Origin of the sequence: Solidesulfovibrio carbinolicus, from assembly GCF_004135975.1 — a bacterium.
Lineage (GTDB): Bacteria > Desulfobacterota > Desulfovibrionia > Desulfovibrionales > Desulfovibrionaceae > Solidesulfovibrio > Solidesulfovibrio carbinolicus.
Genome location: NZ_CP026538.1, coordinates 2,797,795 through 2,813,364 on the forward strand (window position 1 = coordinate 2,797,795; position 15,570 = coordinate 2,813,364).

The following is a 15,570-nucleotide window of genomic DNA, read 5'->3' on the forward strand; positions in this document are numbered from 1 at the left end:
AAGCGGCCATTGTCCGTCGAAAAGCCGGCCAACCGGCCCGTTTGAGGCCCCACGCCTTTTGACACTCCCGGCCCTTTGTGCTTAATTGACCTCCTTTTCGCGAAACTCGTACGCGCTTTGGAGGCGTTTCCATGACTGATTCTCCCGCTTCGCAACACGGCTCGGCCAAACCGTCCGACATCCCCGCCGCGCTGCGCCTTCCTGTCCAGTACTGGCGGCATTCCCTGGCCGCCGCCGCCATCGTACTCGTGGCCGCCGGCGGCTACGCGCTGTTTGGCGTCTACCAAAAGGGGCAGGTCGAAAAGGCCGAGGCCGCTCTGGGCGAGATCATCACCACCAAGGCCGGCGCGGACCGCGTCGCCGCCCTGGAAACCCTGGCCAAGTCCGCTCCCGAAGGAGCCAAGGCCGGCATCTATCTGGAACTGGCCAAGACCGCTCAGGGCCTGGGCGATTTCACCAAGGCCGCCAGCGCCTTCGAAGCCGTGGCCAAGTCCGCTCCGACCGGCATGAAGACCATCGCCGGCCTCGGCGAAGCCGCCGCCCTGTCGCGCGCCGGCCAGGACGCCAAGGCCGTGGATGTGCTGGAATCCCTGGCCGCCAAGGCCCCCAAGATCTTCGCCATGACCATCGACCGCCAGTTGGCCGTCACGGCCGAGGCCGCCGGCCAGTGGCAAAAGGCCCTGGCCGCCTATGAGCGCATGAAGGCCGACGGCAACGTGCAAAACGCCAGCTTCATCGACGCCCGCATCGCCGACCTCAAGGGCAAGACCGCCGGCGCGGCCAAGACCAACGGATAGTCCGAACGCGGCCGATCACGGCCGCGACCGTAACGCTTTGCCTCTCCCCCAAAAGGGAGCGCGGACGCCGACGGCGGCGTCCCTTTCATGTGTGGAGGATTGACGCGTGGGCAAGGAACTTCTCAAGTCCGAGGGCGGCGACACCCTGCTGCTGCTCGGCAACGAAGCCATCGTCCGGGGAACCCTGGAAGGCGGCGTGCGCTTTGTGACCTGCTACCCGGGTACGCCCTCGTCCGAGGCGCCGGACACCTTTTTCCGCTTGAGCCAGGGCGCACCCTATTACTTTGAATATTCCGTCAACGAGAAGGTGGCCCTGGAAGTGGCCGGCGGCGCGACCCTGGCCGGTTTGCCGACCCTGTGCACCATGAAGCACGTCGGCGTCAACGTGGCCGCCGATCCGCTCATGACCCTGGCCTACGTCTCGGCCCCGGGCGGGCTGGTGCTCCTGTCCGCCGACGATCCGGGCTGCCATTCCTCGCAAAACGAGCAGGACAACCGCCTCTACGCCCGCCTGGGCGGCCTGCCCTGCTTCGAGCCGGCCACGGCCCAGGAATGCAAGGACATGGCCCGCGACGCCATGCTCCTTTCGCGCAAGCTCGAAACGCCGGTGCTGCTGCGCACCACCACCCGGGTCAACCACGTGCGCGGCCCGGTGGTCACCGGCGACCTGCCGGCCACACCTTATGAAAAGCCCTTTGTCAAGGATCCGGCCAAGTATGTGCCCCTGCCGGCCTCGGCCCGGGTCATGCACAAGCGCCTGCGGGCCATCCTCGACGGCCTGGTCGCCGAGGCCGACGCCTCGCCCTACAACGTTGAATCCGGCGCGGGCGAACTGGGCTTTATCAGCTCGGGCGTGTCGCGCAACTATCTCACCGACGTCCTGGAAGAAGAAGGCCTCGTCGGCAAGGTACGCCTGCTCGAACTCGGCCTGACCTACCCCTTGCCGGAAAACCGCATCGCCGCGTTCCTTTCCGCCTGCAAAAAGGTGCTCATCGTCGAGGAACTCGAACCGGTGCTGGAAAACGAGATCCGCGCCCTGGCCCAGACGCGCGGCATCAGCGTGGAAATCCTCGGCAAGAGCGAACACCTGCCCCGTCTGGGCGAGTTCTCCACGGCCAATGTCCGCCAGGCCGTGAGGGCCTTCGTCGGCCAGCCCGCCGCCGTGGTCGAGGCGCTCACCGTGCCGGGCGACCTGCCCCGGCGGCCGCCCAACCTCTGCGCCGGCTGCCCCCACCGGGCCGCCTACTACGCCGTGCGCGAGGTCTACGGCGACACCGCCGTCTATTCCTCGGACATCGGCTGCTACACCCTGGGCTTTTTGCCGCCTTTCCGGGCCGCCGATTTTCTCCTGTGCATGGGCTCGTCCATCTCCACCGGAGCCGGGTTCGCCCGGGCCTCGGGCAAGCCGGTGGTGGCCTTCATCGGCGACTCCACCTTCTTCCACTCCGGCATCACCGGGCTCATTGACGCCGTGGCCTACAACCACGACGTGCTCATCGTCATCCTCGACAACCGGACCACGGCCATGACCGGCCATCAGCCCAATCCCGGCGTGGACACCACCATCTTTGGCGAAAACCCCAACCCGGTGGACCTCATGGCCCTCATCCGGGCCTGCGGCGTGGAGCCGGTCAAGGTCAATCCCCTCAACCACAAGGCGACCCTGGCCGCCCTGACCGAGCTGTCCAAGCAGACCGGCCCGCGCGTGCTGGTGGCCGAATACCCCTGCCCCATCCACGCCCGGCGCGTGGGACAGGCCAAAAAGACCTTGCCCGCCCGGGTGGCTGGCGATCCCGCCGCCTGCCTGACCGTGCGCGACAATCTGGCCTGCCCGGCCTTTGCCATGGTGGACGGCCAGTTTACCATCAACGCCGAACAGTGCGACGGCTGCATGTTCTGCGTCCAGCTCTCACCGGACCTCAAGCCCGGCAAGAAGGAGGCGAAATGACCCGCGCCCGCATCTTTTTCACCGGCGTCGGCGGCCAGGGAACCCTGACCGCCACCACCCTTCTTGCCCGCACCGCCCTGGACGCCGGCCTGCCCGTCACCTCGGGCGAGATCCACGGCATGGCCCAGCGCGGCGGCGTGGTCGAATCGACCCTGCTCGTGGGCGGCTACAAAAGCGCCATCATCGCCCCGGGCGAGGCCGACGTGATCCTGGGCTTCGAACTGCTGGAAACCCTGCGCGGCCTGCCGATGCTTAGGCGCGGCGGCTTTGTCGTCGGCAACAGCGAAGCCCTCCAACCCGTGGGCGTGTGCCTGGGCCGGGAGTGCTACCCGCCCCTGGAGGCCGTGCTGGAAACCGCCAAGGGTTTCGCCGCCCAGGTGGTGCTGGTCCCCTGCATCAGCCTGGCCGAGCAGGCCGGCACGGCCAAGGCCGCCAACACTGTGCTTTTAGGCGCGGCGGCGGCCTGCGGCGCGCTGCCGTTTGGCGTGGCCGACCTCACTCGCTCCATTGAGAAGTACCTGAAACCCAAGCTGGTGGACGTGAACCTCAAGGCCCTGGCCCTGGGAGCCGAGGCCGCCAAGGCGGGCCAGGCGGCGTGATCGATTCCTTGACGTCTTTCGACGGGGCCGGACCGGCGTTTTACGGCGCGCTGTCGCGCATCGTGGCGCTGACCGGCCCTGGCCGGGCGGTGCGGCGCGGCCTGGAAAACGCCCTGGCCGTGCTGGTCGAGGCCCTGGGCTACCGCCGGGCCTGCCTGGAGCTCCACGATCTGCCCCAACAAGGGGCGCGCATCGTGCTCTCCCACGGCCGCCAGCAGGGCCTGGACCACCTCTATGGTCCGGCCCCCATCACCATGGGCCAGGTCATCGGCTCGCGCCGCTCGCTCATCCTCCAGGACGTCAAGGACCATCCCGACTTCATCGGCCGGCCGCCCGAGGAACTCTCCAACCTGTCCCACATCTGCGTGCCCGTCACCGTGCCCATGCCCGACGGCCACGTGGAGGGTTTCGCCCCGGTCGGCTCGTCCGACGTCATCGGGGCGCTGAGCGTCGATCTGCCCAAGGCCCCCATGGTCTTTTTGGAGGCCCACCGAGAAGTGCTGGCCGTGGTCGGCGGCATCCTCGGCAACGCCGCCCTGCGCTTGCGCGACGAGCTCGATCTGTCGCGGCGTTCCGTGGCCGCCGCCCAGCCGGTGGCCGTCTCCGCCGAGGAACCCGCGACCGAGGCGGCCCCGGCCCAGCCCGTGGCCGTGTCCAAGAGCATTCGCCTGGTCCTGCGCCAGATTTCCCAGGCCGCCGATTCCTCAGACCCGGTGTTCCTGCGCGGCGAGGAAGGCACGGGCAAGGAGTGCCTGGCTCGCTGGCTCCACAGCCAGGGCAACCGCCGCCATCGGCCGTTTCTGCGCCTGGGCTGCGGCGAAATGCCGCCCGAGGCGGTCATGGAACATCTTTTCGGCGTCCAGAAGGGCGAGCGCTCCAAGGCCACCCGCTCCAAACGCGGCCTTTTCGAGCTGGCCCAGGGCGGCGTGGTCTTTCTCGACGACATCGAGGAACTGTCCCTGGAAGCCCAGTCCCGGGTGCTTCAGGTCATCCAGGAAGGAGCCGTGGCCCGCATCGGCAGCGACGCGCCCGTGGCCGTGGACGCCCGGGTGCTGGCCGCCAGCACCGCCTCCCTGGAAGACGCCATGGCCCAGGGCGACTTCCTCGAAGACCTCTTCTACGGCCTGGGCGTGTTTCCGCTCTACGTGCCGCCGCTACGCGACCGCATGGGCGACATCCTGCCCCTGGCCGAACATTTCTTGGAAGACTTTTCCCAGCGCACCGGCAAGAGCGTGCGCCGCATCTCCACGCCGGCCATTGATCTCTTAAGCCAGTACCACTGGCCGGGCAACGTCCGCGAACTGGCCAACTGCATGGAGCGCGCCGCCACCCTTTGCGACGAGGCCGTGGTGCGCACCTACCATCTGCCCCCCACCTTGCAGACCGGCGAATCCTCCGGCACCGAACCCTCGCTGTCCTTTGGCGAGGCCGTGGCCAAGTTCGAGCAGGAACTGCTTGTCGAAGCCCTCAAGAAGGCCCGCGGCAACATGTATCAGGCCGCCCGGGACCTGCGCGAGAGCTACCGCGTGGTCAACTACAAGGTCAAAAAATACGCCATCGATCCCAAACGCTTCACTCCGGGACGACGCGGCTGACAGAAAACGAAAACGGTTTACCCGCACCTGGCAAACGCGTAGAAACTGACGTCACTTCACCGCCCCACAGGAGGGTTCATGGCAAGCCTCGCCAGTCACGACTACTACCGCGACGACATGACCAAAATGCCGCCGCTGCGCTCCATCGCCCAGACCCTTTGCCTGGACAAGCGCGTCCGCAAGGTCACGGCCGCCGAGGCCTACGAACTGGCCAAGCGCCAGCACGACGTCATGGACACCGATCTGCCCGTCTACCCGCCGGCGGCCAAGCGCCTGGGCCTGCCCGAAGGGGCCACCGTGCTCAATAACTGCCACGGCCGCATCGTCGGCCGCACGGCCCTGGCCCGGCGCTTTTACACCCGCATGGAGGCCGTGGAGCGGCGCAAGGTCGAGTCCGACCTGCGTGAAGCTGTCTACGCCATGCAGCGCTATCCGCTGATCAAGGCCGAAGCGATCCTCGGCCTCGACGCCGATCTCATGATCAAGGCCACCATCGTCGGCACCGAAGACGATGCGGTCAACATCTTCAACTGGCTGGCCAATTTCACGCCCTATGAAGAGCTGGCCGAGGCCTACGCCAAAAGCCCCAAGCTGCCCATTCCCGACATCCTGGTGGTCGGCTTCAACCACTGGACCACCACCGACCCGTATTACCACAATGCCGGCGGCTCCCAACTGGCCCTGGTCGACGAAGACGCCAACGTCATCTTCAATTTGGGCATGCGCTACTTCGGCGAACGCAAGAAAGGCACGCTGACCCTGGCCTGGACCTCGGGCATGCGTCTGGGCCTGGCCGCCTGCCACGGCGGCATCAAGGAAATCGATTTCTCGGGTTGCGCCGACGCCAAGGCCCAGGACATGGGCAAACGCTCCATCGCCTTTTTCGGCCTGTCCGGCACGGGCAAGTCGTCGCACACCAACTCCCACGACAACGGCGGCACCCTGCCGGCCGGGTTTTCCAAGGTGGTGCTCCACGACGACGCCTTCCAGATCGACTGCGAAAACAAGGTCTGCCGCGTCTGGGAACCGACCCTGTTCGACAAGACCGATTCGCGCCCCACGGGCCATCCCGACTGGCGCTACATGATCTCCACCATGAACCTGGGGCTGACCGAAGTCGGCGACAAGGTGTTGCCCCTGGGCCAGGACGTGCGCAACCCCAACGGCCGGGCGCTTATTGACCGCGACCTGCTTGGGGCCTACGTCAACCGCTGCTCCTTCCCCAACCTCATGGTCTGGCTCATGAAGGACACCTGCCTGCCGCCGGTGGTGCGCTTCACCGACAAGCATCTGGCCGTGGCCATGGGCGCGTCGCTGATGACCCGGCGCAATCTGGCGGAAAACGTCAGCGAGGAGGAGCTCAAAAAGCTCGTCTTCGAGCCTTTCGCCAATCCTTTCCGGGTGTATGAGCTGTGGAAGGACGTGGAAGCCTTCGTCAAGGTCTTCGAGGCCGGGGCCGTGGGCTACACGTTTAATTCCGTGGGGTTCTGGAAGACTTCCGATCGCGAGCTGCAAAAGATTCCGCTGCAAAGCTCGCTGACGCTGCAAACGGCCCTGTTGCTGGAGCGCCTGGAGTGGGAGGACTGGGATCTGCTGCCCGGCGCCCAGTTGCCCAAGGCCGACAGCGTGGAAAAGCTCCTGCCCGGCTACGCCGCGCTCTACGATCCCTCCCGGGTGGAAAACCGCGACCGCTACCTGGAAACCCTCAAGGACCGTTTCCACCAACGCCGCGTCTATCTGCAGAATTCCGACCTACACAACCGGCCGGATCTGCTCATGCGCCTGGTCAACGCCCTCATGGTGCGGGCCTAGGCCCTGGCCTGGCCGCCTGACGCTCCAGAGCCAGACCGCCGCATGAACCCTTGCACGGCCCACCGCCATGACCGCCGGCCGCAGGCTTCCTTCGGGAGGCTTGCGGCCGGTTTCGGACCCACGCCATGAGCCTGCGCTCCGTTTTGGGCCTTATCGGGCTTGCGGTCTCGCTGCCCTTTCTGGGCTACCTGGTCTACATCAGCCAGGCCAAGGCCCCCACGCCCGACCAGATCATCTTTCTGGCCTTTGCCTTTTCCGTCACCTTCCCCACGCTCATCCTGCTGTCGCTGGTGCTCTTCCGCAGCCTGGTGATCCTGGCCGCGGCGCTGCCGGTCTACGCCGCCTGCGTCATTGCCGGCTACGCCCGCACGTTCATGGCCTTCCAGATCCTGTGCAACGGCAAGCCGACGGAATCCTTCCGCGACTGCCTGTATTTCAGCGTGTCGCAGTTTACCAACACCGGCTGCGCCGATTGCATGCCCACGCCCCAGCTGCGGCTTTTGGCCGCCTCGGAAGCCTTTTTCGGCTATCTGTCGCTGGGGGTGTTCACCGCCTGCCTCATCGTCATCCTCGTGCGTATGATCACCACCGACAAGCTGCGCCAGTAGTCGCCCGACGCCAAGCGGGGCCGCTTCGCGGCCCCGCTTTCTCGTCTTAGCCTCGAAGCTGTCTCCGTTTAGGCTGTCTCCTTGGTCACCCGCACCCTGGTGCTGCTGAAATCCGGGATGCCGGCCACGGCGTCGGTCAGCGGCGTATTGCCCAGGGCCGGATCGAGCCGGGCCACGTCGTTGGGATTGATGCCGGCCCGATACGCTTGCCTGGGCACAAGCCGGTCGCCGTCGGCGACGGCGCTCCCGCCCAGGAAAACCGAGGCCGCGTCCTTGACAGCCAGGGCCGTGCCGCCAAACTGGGTGTGGCCGAAATGAAAGGACACGGCCACGCAGCCCGGGCGAACCATGCGCGTAAGCTCCAGCCGTCCGGCCACGCCTTCGTGATTGGAAGCCGAGGCCAGGCGGATGCGGTCCCCCTGGGCCAACCCCAGCCCGGCCGCGTCATCGGGGTGCATCTCCACGGCATTGTCCGGCACGATGGCCATGGCCCGGGAATACCACAGCGAGCGCGATTGGGTGTGCAGATGGCGCTTGTAGGTGACAAGGGTCAGCGGATAGTCGCGGTCGGTATTGGCCAGATCCGTGCCGTCGCCGGTTTGGGGCGGCATCCAGACGGGCGTGCCCGGCAACCGCCGGCCGGTCATGGAATCCTTGGTCCGGGCCAGGGTCTCGTTATAGACCATGTAGCGCTCGATGCCGCGCGTGAAACGCTCTCCCTCGAACACATCCTCGTAAGGCCTGAAGACCCCGCCCCGGGCCAGGATGCGGCAAACGGCCCGCCACTGGTCGTTTGGCAGCAGGCCCTTGCGGGCGGCTATCGGATAGTTGCCCTCCACAAAGGCCACGTCGGCGTCGGTGGCTGGCTTGGCCTTGGCGTTGTGGGCCAAGTTGGCGAAGGCGCGCAGATAGAAGTCCTCGGCCGTGCGCAACGGATGGGTCGCGCCGTCGGCGCCGGGAATGGCGGCGTCGCCGAAGCCGGGCAGGCCCAGGCGCAGCGCCAGATCAATGAGCAAGGTTTCCGTGCCGAACGGACGGCCGTCGGCGGTCCGGCCGGTCAGCGGCTCCATCATGGGCGTGCGCACGGCCGTGAACCGCAGGGCCGGGGCATGGGGCGTGAGCCAGCCATGGTGGCCTTCGGGGTAGCACAGGTCGGGCACAATGTAGTCGGCGTAGATGTTGGTCTCGTTGATGGCCGTGTCGATGGACACGTGCAGGGGCGTGCGCCCGGGATCAAGGAGCGTTTCCTTGAACCGCAAGCCTCCCGGGGCGGAATAGACACCGTTGTAGAGGTAGGTGAAAAGCACCTCGGCTTTGTAGGGGTAGCCGGCGTCCAGGCCGATGAGGGCCTCATTGGAAAGGCCGCCGGCGGAAAAAGGAAACCAGGGCAGCCTGGCCGGATAGGGATTGGTTCCGGCAGCTTTTTTCTTCTTGTACTCGCTGGTTTTTTCATAGGCGAATTTCTCGCGGGAAATCGCCGCGCCGCCAGGTTTGCGCTGGCCCGGGAACTCCTTGAGATTGTACAGCCCCGTCTCGCAGTCCCCGGCCCCGCCGCCGCCCTTGAGATAGCCGCCGCGCATGTCCGGGCTCCCGACCAGGGCCGAGAGCAGAGCCACGGCATAGGCCGCATGGACGCCGCAGATGTAGTTGCCGGCCCCGTGGTACTGGGTCACCGCGCCGCGGGTGCCGGCGGCGGCGAAGTCCCGGGCCACACGGCGCAGTTCGGCCGCATCCACACCGGCCTCGGCGGCGTAGGTCTCCACGGAGTGGGCCTCGATGCCGGCCCGCAGCAGGGAAAAGGCGGTTTCGACCTGCCAGGCATTGCCGAAATAGTCGGTGGCCACGGCCTTGCCCTCCAGCACGGCCTCGCCTGTGGCCTCGGCCGCGACCACCCGGCCGGCGGCGTCAAGGACCATGAGCGTTTCGCCCGCCTGGCCGCCCTTGGACGGATCAATGTCCTTGAGGCGCAACATGCGGCCGTTTTCCGGATGCCTGGGATCGACGATGACCAGACAGGGCGCGTTGGTGCAGGAACCAAATCCCCGCAGTCTGGCTTCCTTGGCTGAGGGGGCGCTCAGATACCGCAGGTTGCACAGGTTTTCGTCCAGCAGCGCCCGGGCCAGGCCCAGGGCCAGGGCCCCGTCCCGGCCGGGACGCACCGGCAGCCAGGCGTCGGCGTGGACGGCGGCCCGGGTGGCCCGGGGATCGATGACCGCAAAGCGCAGGCTCCCCTCGGCTTGCCTGCGGGCCATGAGCGCGCCGTAGGTGTTGATGCCGGGTTGCAGGGCCTCGTAGACATTGGCCCCGAAGACCAGGATGTAGGCGGCCGAGAGCGGATCGGCCTTGAGCTCGATCTCCTTGCCCTGGGTCAGGGCAAAGTTCCCCATGCGAAAGCCCAGGCCGCAGATGTCGGTATGGCCGATGCGGTTGGCGGAGCCCACCGCGCCTTTGACGAAGCGGTCGATGAACTGCTGGCGGCCGGTTTGCAGGCGGCCGGTGACAAAGACCAGACCGTTGCGGCGGCTGCCCAGCTCCGGGGCGGCCGGCTCAATGGGCTCGTCGCTCAACAGGTCCTTGATGCCCGGAACGTGGCGCTCCTCGCCGATATGGGCGAAGTGGCGGCCGCCCTCGGCGATCTCGACCACCAGCCGGTCCCATTCGATGGGCTCGAATTGTCCCGAGCCGCGTGGGCCGCAGCGCTTGAGCGGCCGCACGAGGCGATAGGGGCTTTGGGTATGGTTGGCCGTGTCCTGGCACTTGCCGCACACCGGACTGGGCACGGCCAGGGAATCCGCCGCCGGCGTGTCCTGGTCGATGGGGTCAAAGGCCATGTTGTAGGGATGGTAGGGATTGCCCGAAACCCGTTGCAGCCGGCCGCCGCGCACTTCGCCGCGCACACCGCACACGGCGTTGCAGGCCAGGCACACGGAATGGACCACCCTGGTCTCGCCGTCAGCCGGGGGAGTCGTCCCGGCCTGGGCCGAAGCGGCGTCGCCAAGGATCGTCCCGGCGGCGGCCACGGCCGCGCCCTGGCCGACCCGGCGCAGGAACTGGCGGCGATTCAGTTCGCCCTGGCCGTTGTTGCCCTCGCCCGTCATGACGCCTCCTTGCGTTTGGCCGGCCGATACAGCACGGCCCCTTCAAGCCCAAGCTCGGGCCTCTCCGGCTGCAAGCCGCCGGCGGCCAAATGGTCGGCAAAAAGCCCGGCCGGATTGTTGCGGTCGCCAAAGGACCGGGCTCCGGTGGGGCAAGCCTCCACGCAGGCCGGGACTAGCCCCTTGGCCAGACGTTCCCGGCAGAAATCGCATTTGTCGACCTTGCCGGTGCGGCTGTCGATAAAGCGCCTGCCGTAAGGGCAGGCGGTCACGCAGGCCCCTGCGCCGGTGCAGCGCTTATGGTCCGTGACCACGATGCCGTCGGCCTCACGGCGCACCGCGCCGTTGGGGCAGACCGGCAGGCACGGCGCCTCGCGACACTGGTTGCAAAGGGTCGGCAGGAAGCGCAGCACGGCAAAGGGACCGGACGTATCCTCCGTCTCCTCCACCTTGGTGGGAAAGCCCCCGGGCATGGCGTCGTTATGTTCCTGGCAAGCCACCACGCAGGCCAGGCAGCCGTTGCAGCGGCCAAGATCGATGATCATGGCGTAGTCGGGGGGCGGCACCTCGGCGGCCAGGCCTGTCGCCGGCAGGACGGCGGCAACCAGGCAAGCGCCAAGACCCTGGCGCAAAACCATGCGTCTGGTCGGCATGGAGTACCTCCTGGGCAACGGCCGCGCCCAGGCAGGACGCGGCCGTGAGGGGATTAGCGGGTGTCGTGCCGCATCCGTGAAACGGACACGGGCCATTTCGCTGGAGCCGCGCGAAAACGACGAAGTTCCCTTAAACCATACGCCGAAGATTCAGAGACGCGACGTTAGTCGGCCTTGAATTCCACGGTGTAGGCAAAGGTCTTGGGGCTGAAGAAATCCAGGGTGCGGCCATCGACCTGGGCAAAGGGATACATGTAGTAGGTCAGCGGCGGGCCGGCCTGCTTGGGAGCCAGGGTTACGTCGGTGGTCCCGCGTTCCAGGGCGATGCGGAACAGGTCGTCCCCGCCCCAGAAAAACTCCACCCACTGCTTGGCGTCCTTGAGTTCCAGCTTGTTGACCAGCATCATCTTGCGCACATCGGCGGGATCGACCGGAACCCAGCCCGTGCCCGGCAGATAGAATTCCACCCAGCAGTGATAGTCGCCGGTAATGGTTCCGGTCTTGGGGGCGGCCATGCGCAGGCCGTACACGTCGCGGCAGGGGATGCCGGCGGCCCGGGCCACGGCCACAAAAACGGAACTGATGTCGGCGCACTTGCCGCCGCCGTTGCAGCTGGACAGCGTGCGGCCCGGCTGGCCCAGGCCGCAGCCCACCACGTCGTTGTCGCGGTAGGTGTGGGCGATGACCCATTCGTAAACGCCGCGCGCCTTGGCCAGCGTGCCCTTGCGACCCTTGGTCGCCTCCTTGGCCATGGCGGCGAAGGACTTCTCATCCTGGGGCGTAAGGCCCACCTGCTTGAGATAGGGAACGACCTCGACCGGAATGGGGCCGCCGTTGTCCACGAGCCGGGGCAGTTTGGCGTAGTGGGAATCGACGTGAAACGACAGCGTCAACTTGGGCTGTTCCTTGGGTTCTTTCCACTGGGCGTAGAGGGAAACCGCGCCGCTGGCCGGGTCGCGGTAGACGCCGGACTGCTCGAAGTTGCCGCCAAGGCGCACGTCGCTGATGTCCTGGTTGGCGTCGGAAAGAGGATACGGCAGCCACAGACGCACATTTTGGGCGTCGGCCGCAGCCTGGACATCAACCGTGTAGGTGACGGTTCCACCGCGCACCGTTTCGGCCAGGGCCGGGGCGGACAAAGCGACAAGCAACACCAGGGCGCAGGCAAAACGCAAACGCATGGGACCTCCCAACAAGGGCAAAAGGATTCACGATCACCAATTCTCAAAGGATCGTGCCTTATGCCACAGACGGCAGGCGGTTCACCAATCGTTTGTTACTATCGCTTCCCCGGCCATGCATCACGTAGCGTCATAACACGTTCAGGCCAAGGCGTCGGTCACCACCGCCTTGCAGCCCAGGGTCCGGCGCACCGGGCAGCTTCGGGCGGCGCGCAGGATGCGGCGGCGGTCATCGTCCGTCAGGTCCCCTTCGAGGGCAATGGCGCAGGCGTAGGCCGCCGTTTCCGGGACCGAGCGGTCAAGCGTCACGGTCACGGCGACGCCGGCCAGGGGAATGTCATGGCTGGCCGCGAACTTGGTCATGATCATGACCAGGCAGGAGCCCAGAGCGGCTTCCAACAGCTCATGGGGCCGAAAGCCCTGGCCAGCCCCGCCTTTGTCCGGGGTAGCGTCGCACAGGCCGGTGAATTGGCCGTTGCCAAAGGCCACCTGCAACGGCGTGGGAAGTCCTCGGCATTGAATCATACGCCTGTCTCCTTTTCCTGTTTCTTGTCCCAATCGCCAGGCAATAGCCAGCAAAAAGCCCCTGCCGACAGTCGCCGGCAGGGGCTTTTCCGAGGCTTTACACGGTTTGCACTGTCGCGTCAGGGCTTGACGCGGTAGATGTAGGCCTTTTCCGGCAGCAGATACTTGCCGGCCAGTTCCTTGAGGGTTTCGGCCGAGACCTGCTGGGCCGCCTCGACCTGCTGCCGCTCGCGGTCCAGGGGCCAGCCCCGGGCCAGGGCATTGGCCGCTTCGCTGCTGCGGGCCTTGAGGCTTTGGCGCTCGCGGTAGTAATCGCCGGCCATGACGTTTTTGGCGCGAAGCATCAACTCGTCAGGCAGCGGCGTGGAGCCCAGCTGCTGCGCCACCTCGGCAAAGCCGGTCCGGGCCGCCTCGGCCTTGTCCGGGGATGTGCCGATGTAAAAGGCCAGGAACCCGGCCTGGGGCGACTGCCACAAAAAGGAGGTGACGGAGTAGCCGAGGTTTTCGCCGTCGCGAAGGCGGGTAAAGAGCAAACCGGACTGTCCGGCCAGGGTTTCGTTTAAAAGTGTTAGGGCCGGGGTTTCCGGGGAATCGCTGCCGGGCACCGGGAAGATCATGAACAGATGTTCCTGGTTGCGCTCGGTGAGCGTGGCCACGCCGTCCCGGGTCTGGCCCCAGGCCGGCACGGGGAAGGCGAAGGGTCTGGCCGGTCCGCCGGCCTTGGCCAGGGTGTCGGCCAGACGGCGCACGGCGGCGGCGTCGAAGTCGCCGCAAACGGCCATGACCCAGGGCATGGCCTGCTGGTCCTTCCAGAAGCCGGCCACGTCCTTGGGCGTGAACTTGGCCACGAAAGCGGACTGGCCCAGGCGCATGTAGCCGTAGGGGGAGTCGCCGAATAAAAACGGGAAGATGCGGCGGAAGGCCAGGCCCATGGGCTCGTCTTCCTTGGCCTTAATGGCCGCGAGCTGATCCTTGACGTCCCGGGCAATCTCGACCGGAGCAAAGGCTGGCGCGGTCAGCACCTCGGCGAACAGGCCGTACAGGTCTGTCTGGAAGCGGCTGGGGAAGCGCGCCCCGACCGAGAAGGAATCGCGGCCCGAGGCAGCCGAGATCGAGGCCGAACGGTCGGCCAGATAATCTTCCACGGCGTTGGCCGAGCGCTTGGCCGTGCCGCTGGTCAGGCTGCTCGAAGTAAGCTCCGCCAATCCCTGTCGATCCTTGGCCAGCAAGGCGTCGCCGCCGTTATACACCATGGAGATGGAGACATAGGGCAGGGTCGCGTCGGGTAAAAGGACCAGGGTGCGGCCCTGGCCCAGGGACACGACTTCCGCGCCGGTCTTGTCGGCGGCGGCGACGGTCGCTACCTCGGCCGCCTTGGGCCTCGGCCAGACGCGTCCGGCCGTTGCCTCCAGGCTGGCGGCGGTGACCACGGCTTCATCGGCCTTGGGGACCAGGGCGGCCACGGTCAGACGCTCGGGGCGAAACGCGGCGGCAATGACGTCGCCCAGGCTCTTGCGGTCAACGAGCTGCACCGCGCGCAGGTAGTTGGCCTCGCCGCCCGGCTCGTAGCCGTAGAATTGGAAGTAACCGGCTTTCATGGCCAAGCCGGAAAGGGTCTCCTTGGCCCCGAACAGCCCATCCTCGGCGTTGCGCTTGACCCGCTCGATTTCCTTGTCGCTAAAGGACGCGCCGGACAGCTTGGCCAGATCGGCCAGCAGGCCCTGCCAGAAGGCGGCCACATTCTTGGCGTCCAGGGTGGCGTCGATGATGAAAAGCCCGGAACGCTCCAGGGTCATGGCGGCGCAGGAGATGTCGTCCACGAGCTGCTTGTCGTACTTGAAGGCGCGGTAGAGCCGGCTGGTCTCGTCGCCGGCCAAAAGCCCGGAGAGCACGTCCAGGGCGGCCTCGTCGGCGCTGCGCAGGGCCGGCATGGGGAAGGCGACCTGGAGCCGCACCTTGCCCCACTGGCCGTATTCCACCGCCACCGACTTCGCGAGCGTCACGGGAGCGGCATACAAGGCCGGCGGGGTCACGGTCCGGTCGTTTTGCAGCTCGCCGAAAAGCGCCCCGGCTTCCAGGAGCACCTCGTCGGCGCGCACCTTGCCGGCCACCACCAGCAGCATGGACTGGGGCTGGTAGCGCTCGGCCACGTAGTCGCGCAGGTCCTTGTCGGTAAAGCCCGAAACCGTCTCGGGATAGCCGATGACCGGCCGGCCGTAGCCCTGCCCCGGCCAGACCAGGCCCTGGGTCAGCTGAAACAGGCGGCTGTCCGGGTCGTCGCGGCCACGGGCGATCTCGGAGAGCACCACCTGCTTTTCGCCGTCCAGTTCGGCCGGGTCGAACTTGGCCCCGAAGATCATGTCCTTGACCACGTCCAAACCCAGCCGCCAGCGCTCGGCCGGCAGGTCCACCCGATAAATGGTGCTGTCAAAGCTTGTGGCCGCGTTGAGTTCGCCGCCCGCGCCCTCGATGTCCGAGGCCACCTGGCCGGCCGGCCGCTTTTCCGTGGACTTGAACACCATGTGCTCCAGCAGGTGGCTGAGGCCCGCCTGCTTGGGCGTCTCGTAGGCCGACCCGGCATGGACAAAAAGCCGCACCGAAGCCAAGGGGAATCGGTCGTCCTCGATGGTCATGACGGTAAGCCCGTTTTGGAGCCTGACGACCTTGGGGGCGTCGGCCGCGAAGGCGGCCGTGGAAAGCGTCAGAACGACGGCTACAAAAAAAAACAAAGTACGCCAACGCATGGGCATGTGCTCC

At 66.7% G+C, this 15,570-nt stretch carries 11 protein-coding genes; 6 read left to right on the forward strand and 5 right to left on the reverse strand.

The window, feature by feature from the left end; genetic code table 11:
- Positions 1-131: 131 nt before the first annotated feature.
- From C3Y92_RS12560 to C3Y92_RS12585, 6 genes are all read left to right on the forward strand, one after another.
- Entirely contained in the window at positions 132-797 is a 666-nt protein-coding gene (locus tag C3Y92_RS12560; RefSeq protein WP_129353025.1) for a tetratricopeptide repeat protein, read from the forward strand.
- Positions 798-903: 106 nt separating this feature from the next.
- Complete coding sequence (gene iorA / locus C3Y92_RS12565; protein ID WP_129353027.1) at positions 904-2,745, forward strand: indolepyruvate ferredoxin oxidoreductase subunit alpha; 1,842 nt, start codon at positions 904-906, stop codon at positions 2,743-2,745.
- A complete protein-coding gene (locus C3Y92_RS12570; RefSeq protein WP_129353029.1) occupies positions 2,742-3,344 on the forward strand; it encodes an indolepyruvate oxidoreductase subunit beta in 603 nt (200 codons plus the stop codon). The genes iorA and C3Y92_RS12570 overlap by 4 nt, the downstream gene beginning before the upstream one ends.
- Complete coding sequence (locus C3Y92_RS12575) at positions 3,341-4,939, forward strand: sigma-54-dependent Fis family transcriptional regulator (RefSeq protein WP_129353031.1); 1,599 nt, start codon at positions 3,341-3,343, stop codon at positions 4,937-4,939. Before C3Y92_RS12570 ends, C3Y92_RS12575 begins: the two co-directional genes overlap by 4 nt.
- Before the next feature lie 78 nt (positions 4,940-5,017).
- Entirely contained in the window at positions 5,018-6,751 is a 1,734-nt protein-coding gene (locus tag C3Y92_RS12580; protein WP_129353033.1) for a phosphoenolpyruvate carboxykinase (ATP), read from the forward strand.
- A 125-nt stretch (positions 6,752-6,876) separates the two neighbouring features.
- Positions 6,877-7,359, forward strand: coding sequence for an ion channel (locus C3Y92_RS12585; RefSeq protein WP_129353035.1), 483 nt, complete (start codon positions 6,877-6,879; stop codon positions 7,357-7,359).
- A gap of 68 nt (positions 7,360-7,427) precedes the next feature.
- On the opposite strand, the gene C3Y92_RS12590 is transcribed toward C3Y92_RS12585, so the two are convergent.
- From C3Y92_RS12590 to C3Y92_RS12610, 5 genes are all read right to left on the reverse strand, one after another.
- A complete protein-coding gene (locus C3Y92_RS12590; RefSeq protein WP_129353037.1) occupies positions 7,428-10,457 on the reverse strand; it encodes a molybdopterin dinucleotide binding domain-containing protein in 3,030 nt (1,009 codons plus the stop codon).
- The gene (locus tag C3Y92_RS12595; protein WP_129353039.1) at positions 10,454-11,107 is read right to left on the reverse strand and encodes a 4Fe-4S dicluster domain-containing protein; all 654 of its coding nucleotides are present in this window, start codon (positions 11,105-11,107) and stop codon (positions 10,454-10,456) included. Before C3Y92_RS12595 ends, C3Y92_RS12590 begins: the two co-directional genes overlap by 4 nt.
- Positions 11,108-11,271: 164 nt before the next feature.
- Complete coding sequence (locus tag C3Y92_RS12600) at positions 11,272-12,288, reverse strand: transglutaminase-like domain-containing protein (RefSeq protein ID WP_129353041.1); 1,017 nt, start codon at positions 12,286-12,288, stop codon at positions 11,272-11,274.
- 141 nt (positions 12,289-12,429) lie between these two features.
- Positions 12,430-12,813, reverse strand: a complete 384-nt coding sequence (locus tag C3Y92_RS12605) for an OsmC family protein (protein WP_129353043.1) — start codon at positions 12,811-12,813, stop codon at positions 12,430-12,432.
- A gap of 119 nt (positions 12,814-12,932) precedes the next feature.
- The gene (locus C3Y92_RS12610; protein ID WP_129353045.1) at positions 12,933-15,557 is read right to left on the reverse strand and encodes a M16 family metallopeptidase; all 2,625 of its coding nucleotides are present in this window, start codon (positions 15,555-15,557) and stop codon (positions 12,933-12,935) included.
- Positions 15,558-15,570 lie beyond the last annotated feature (13 nt).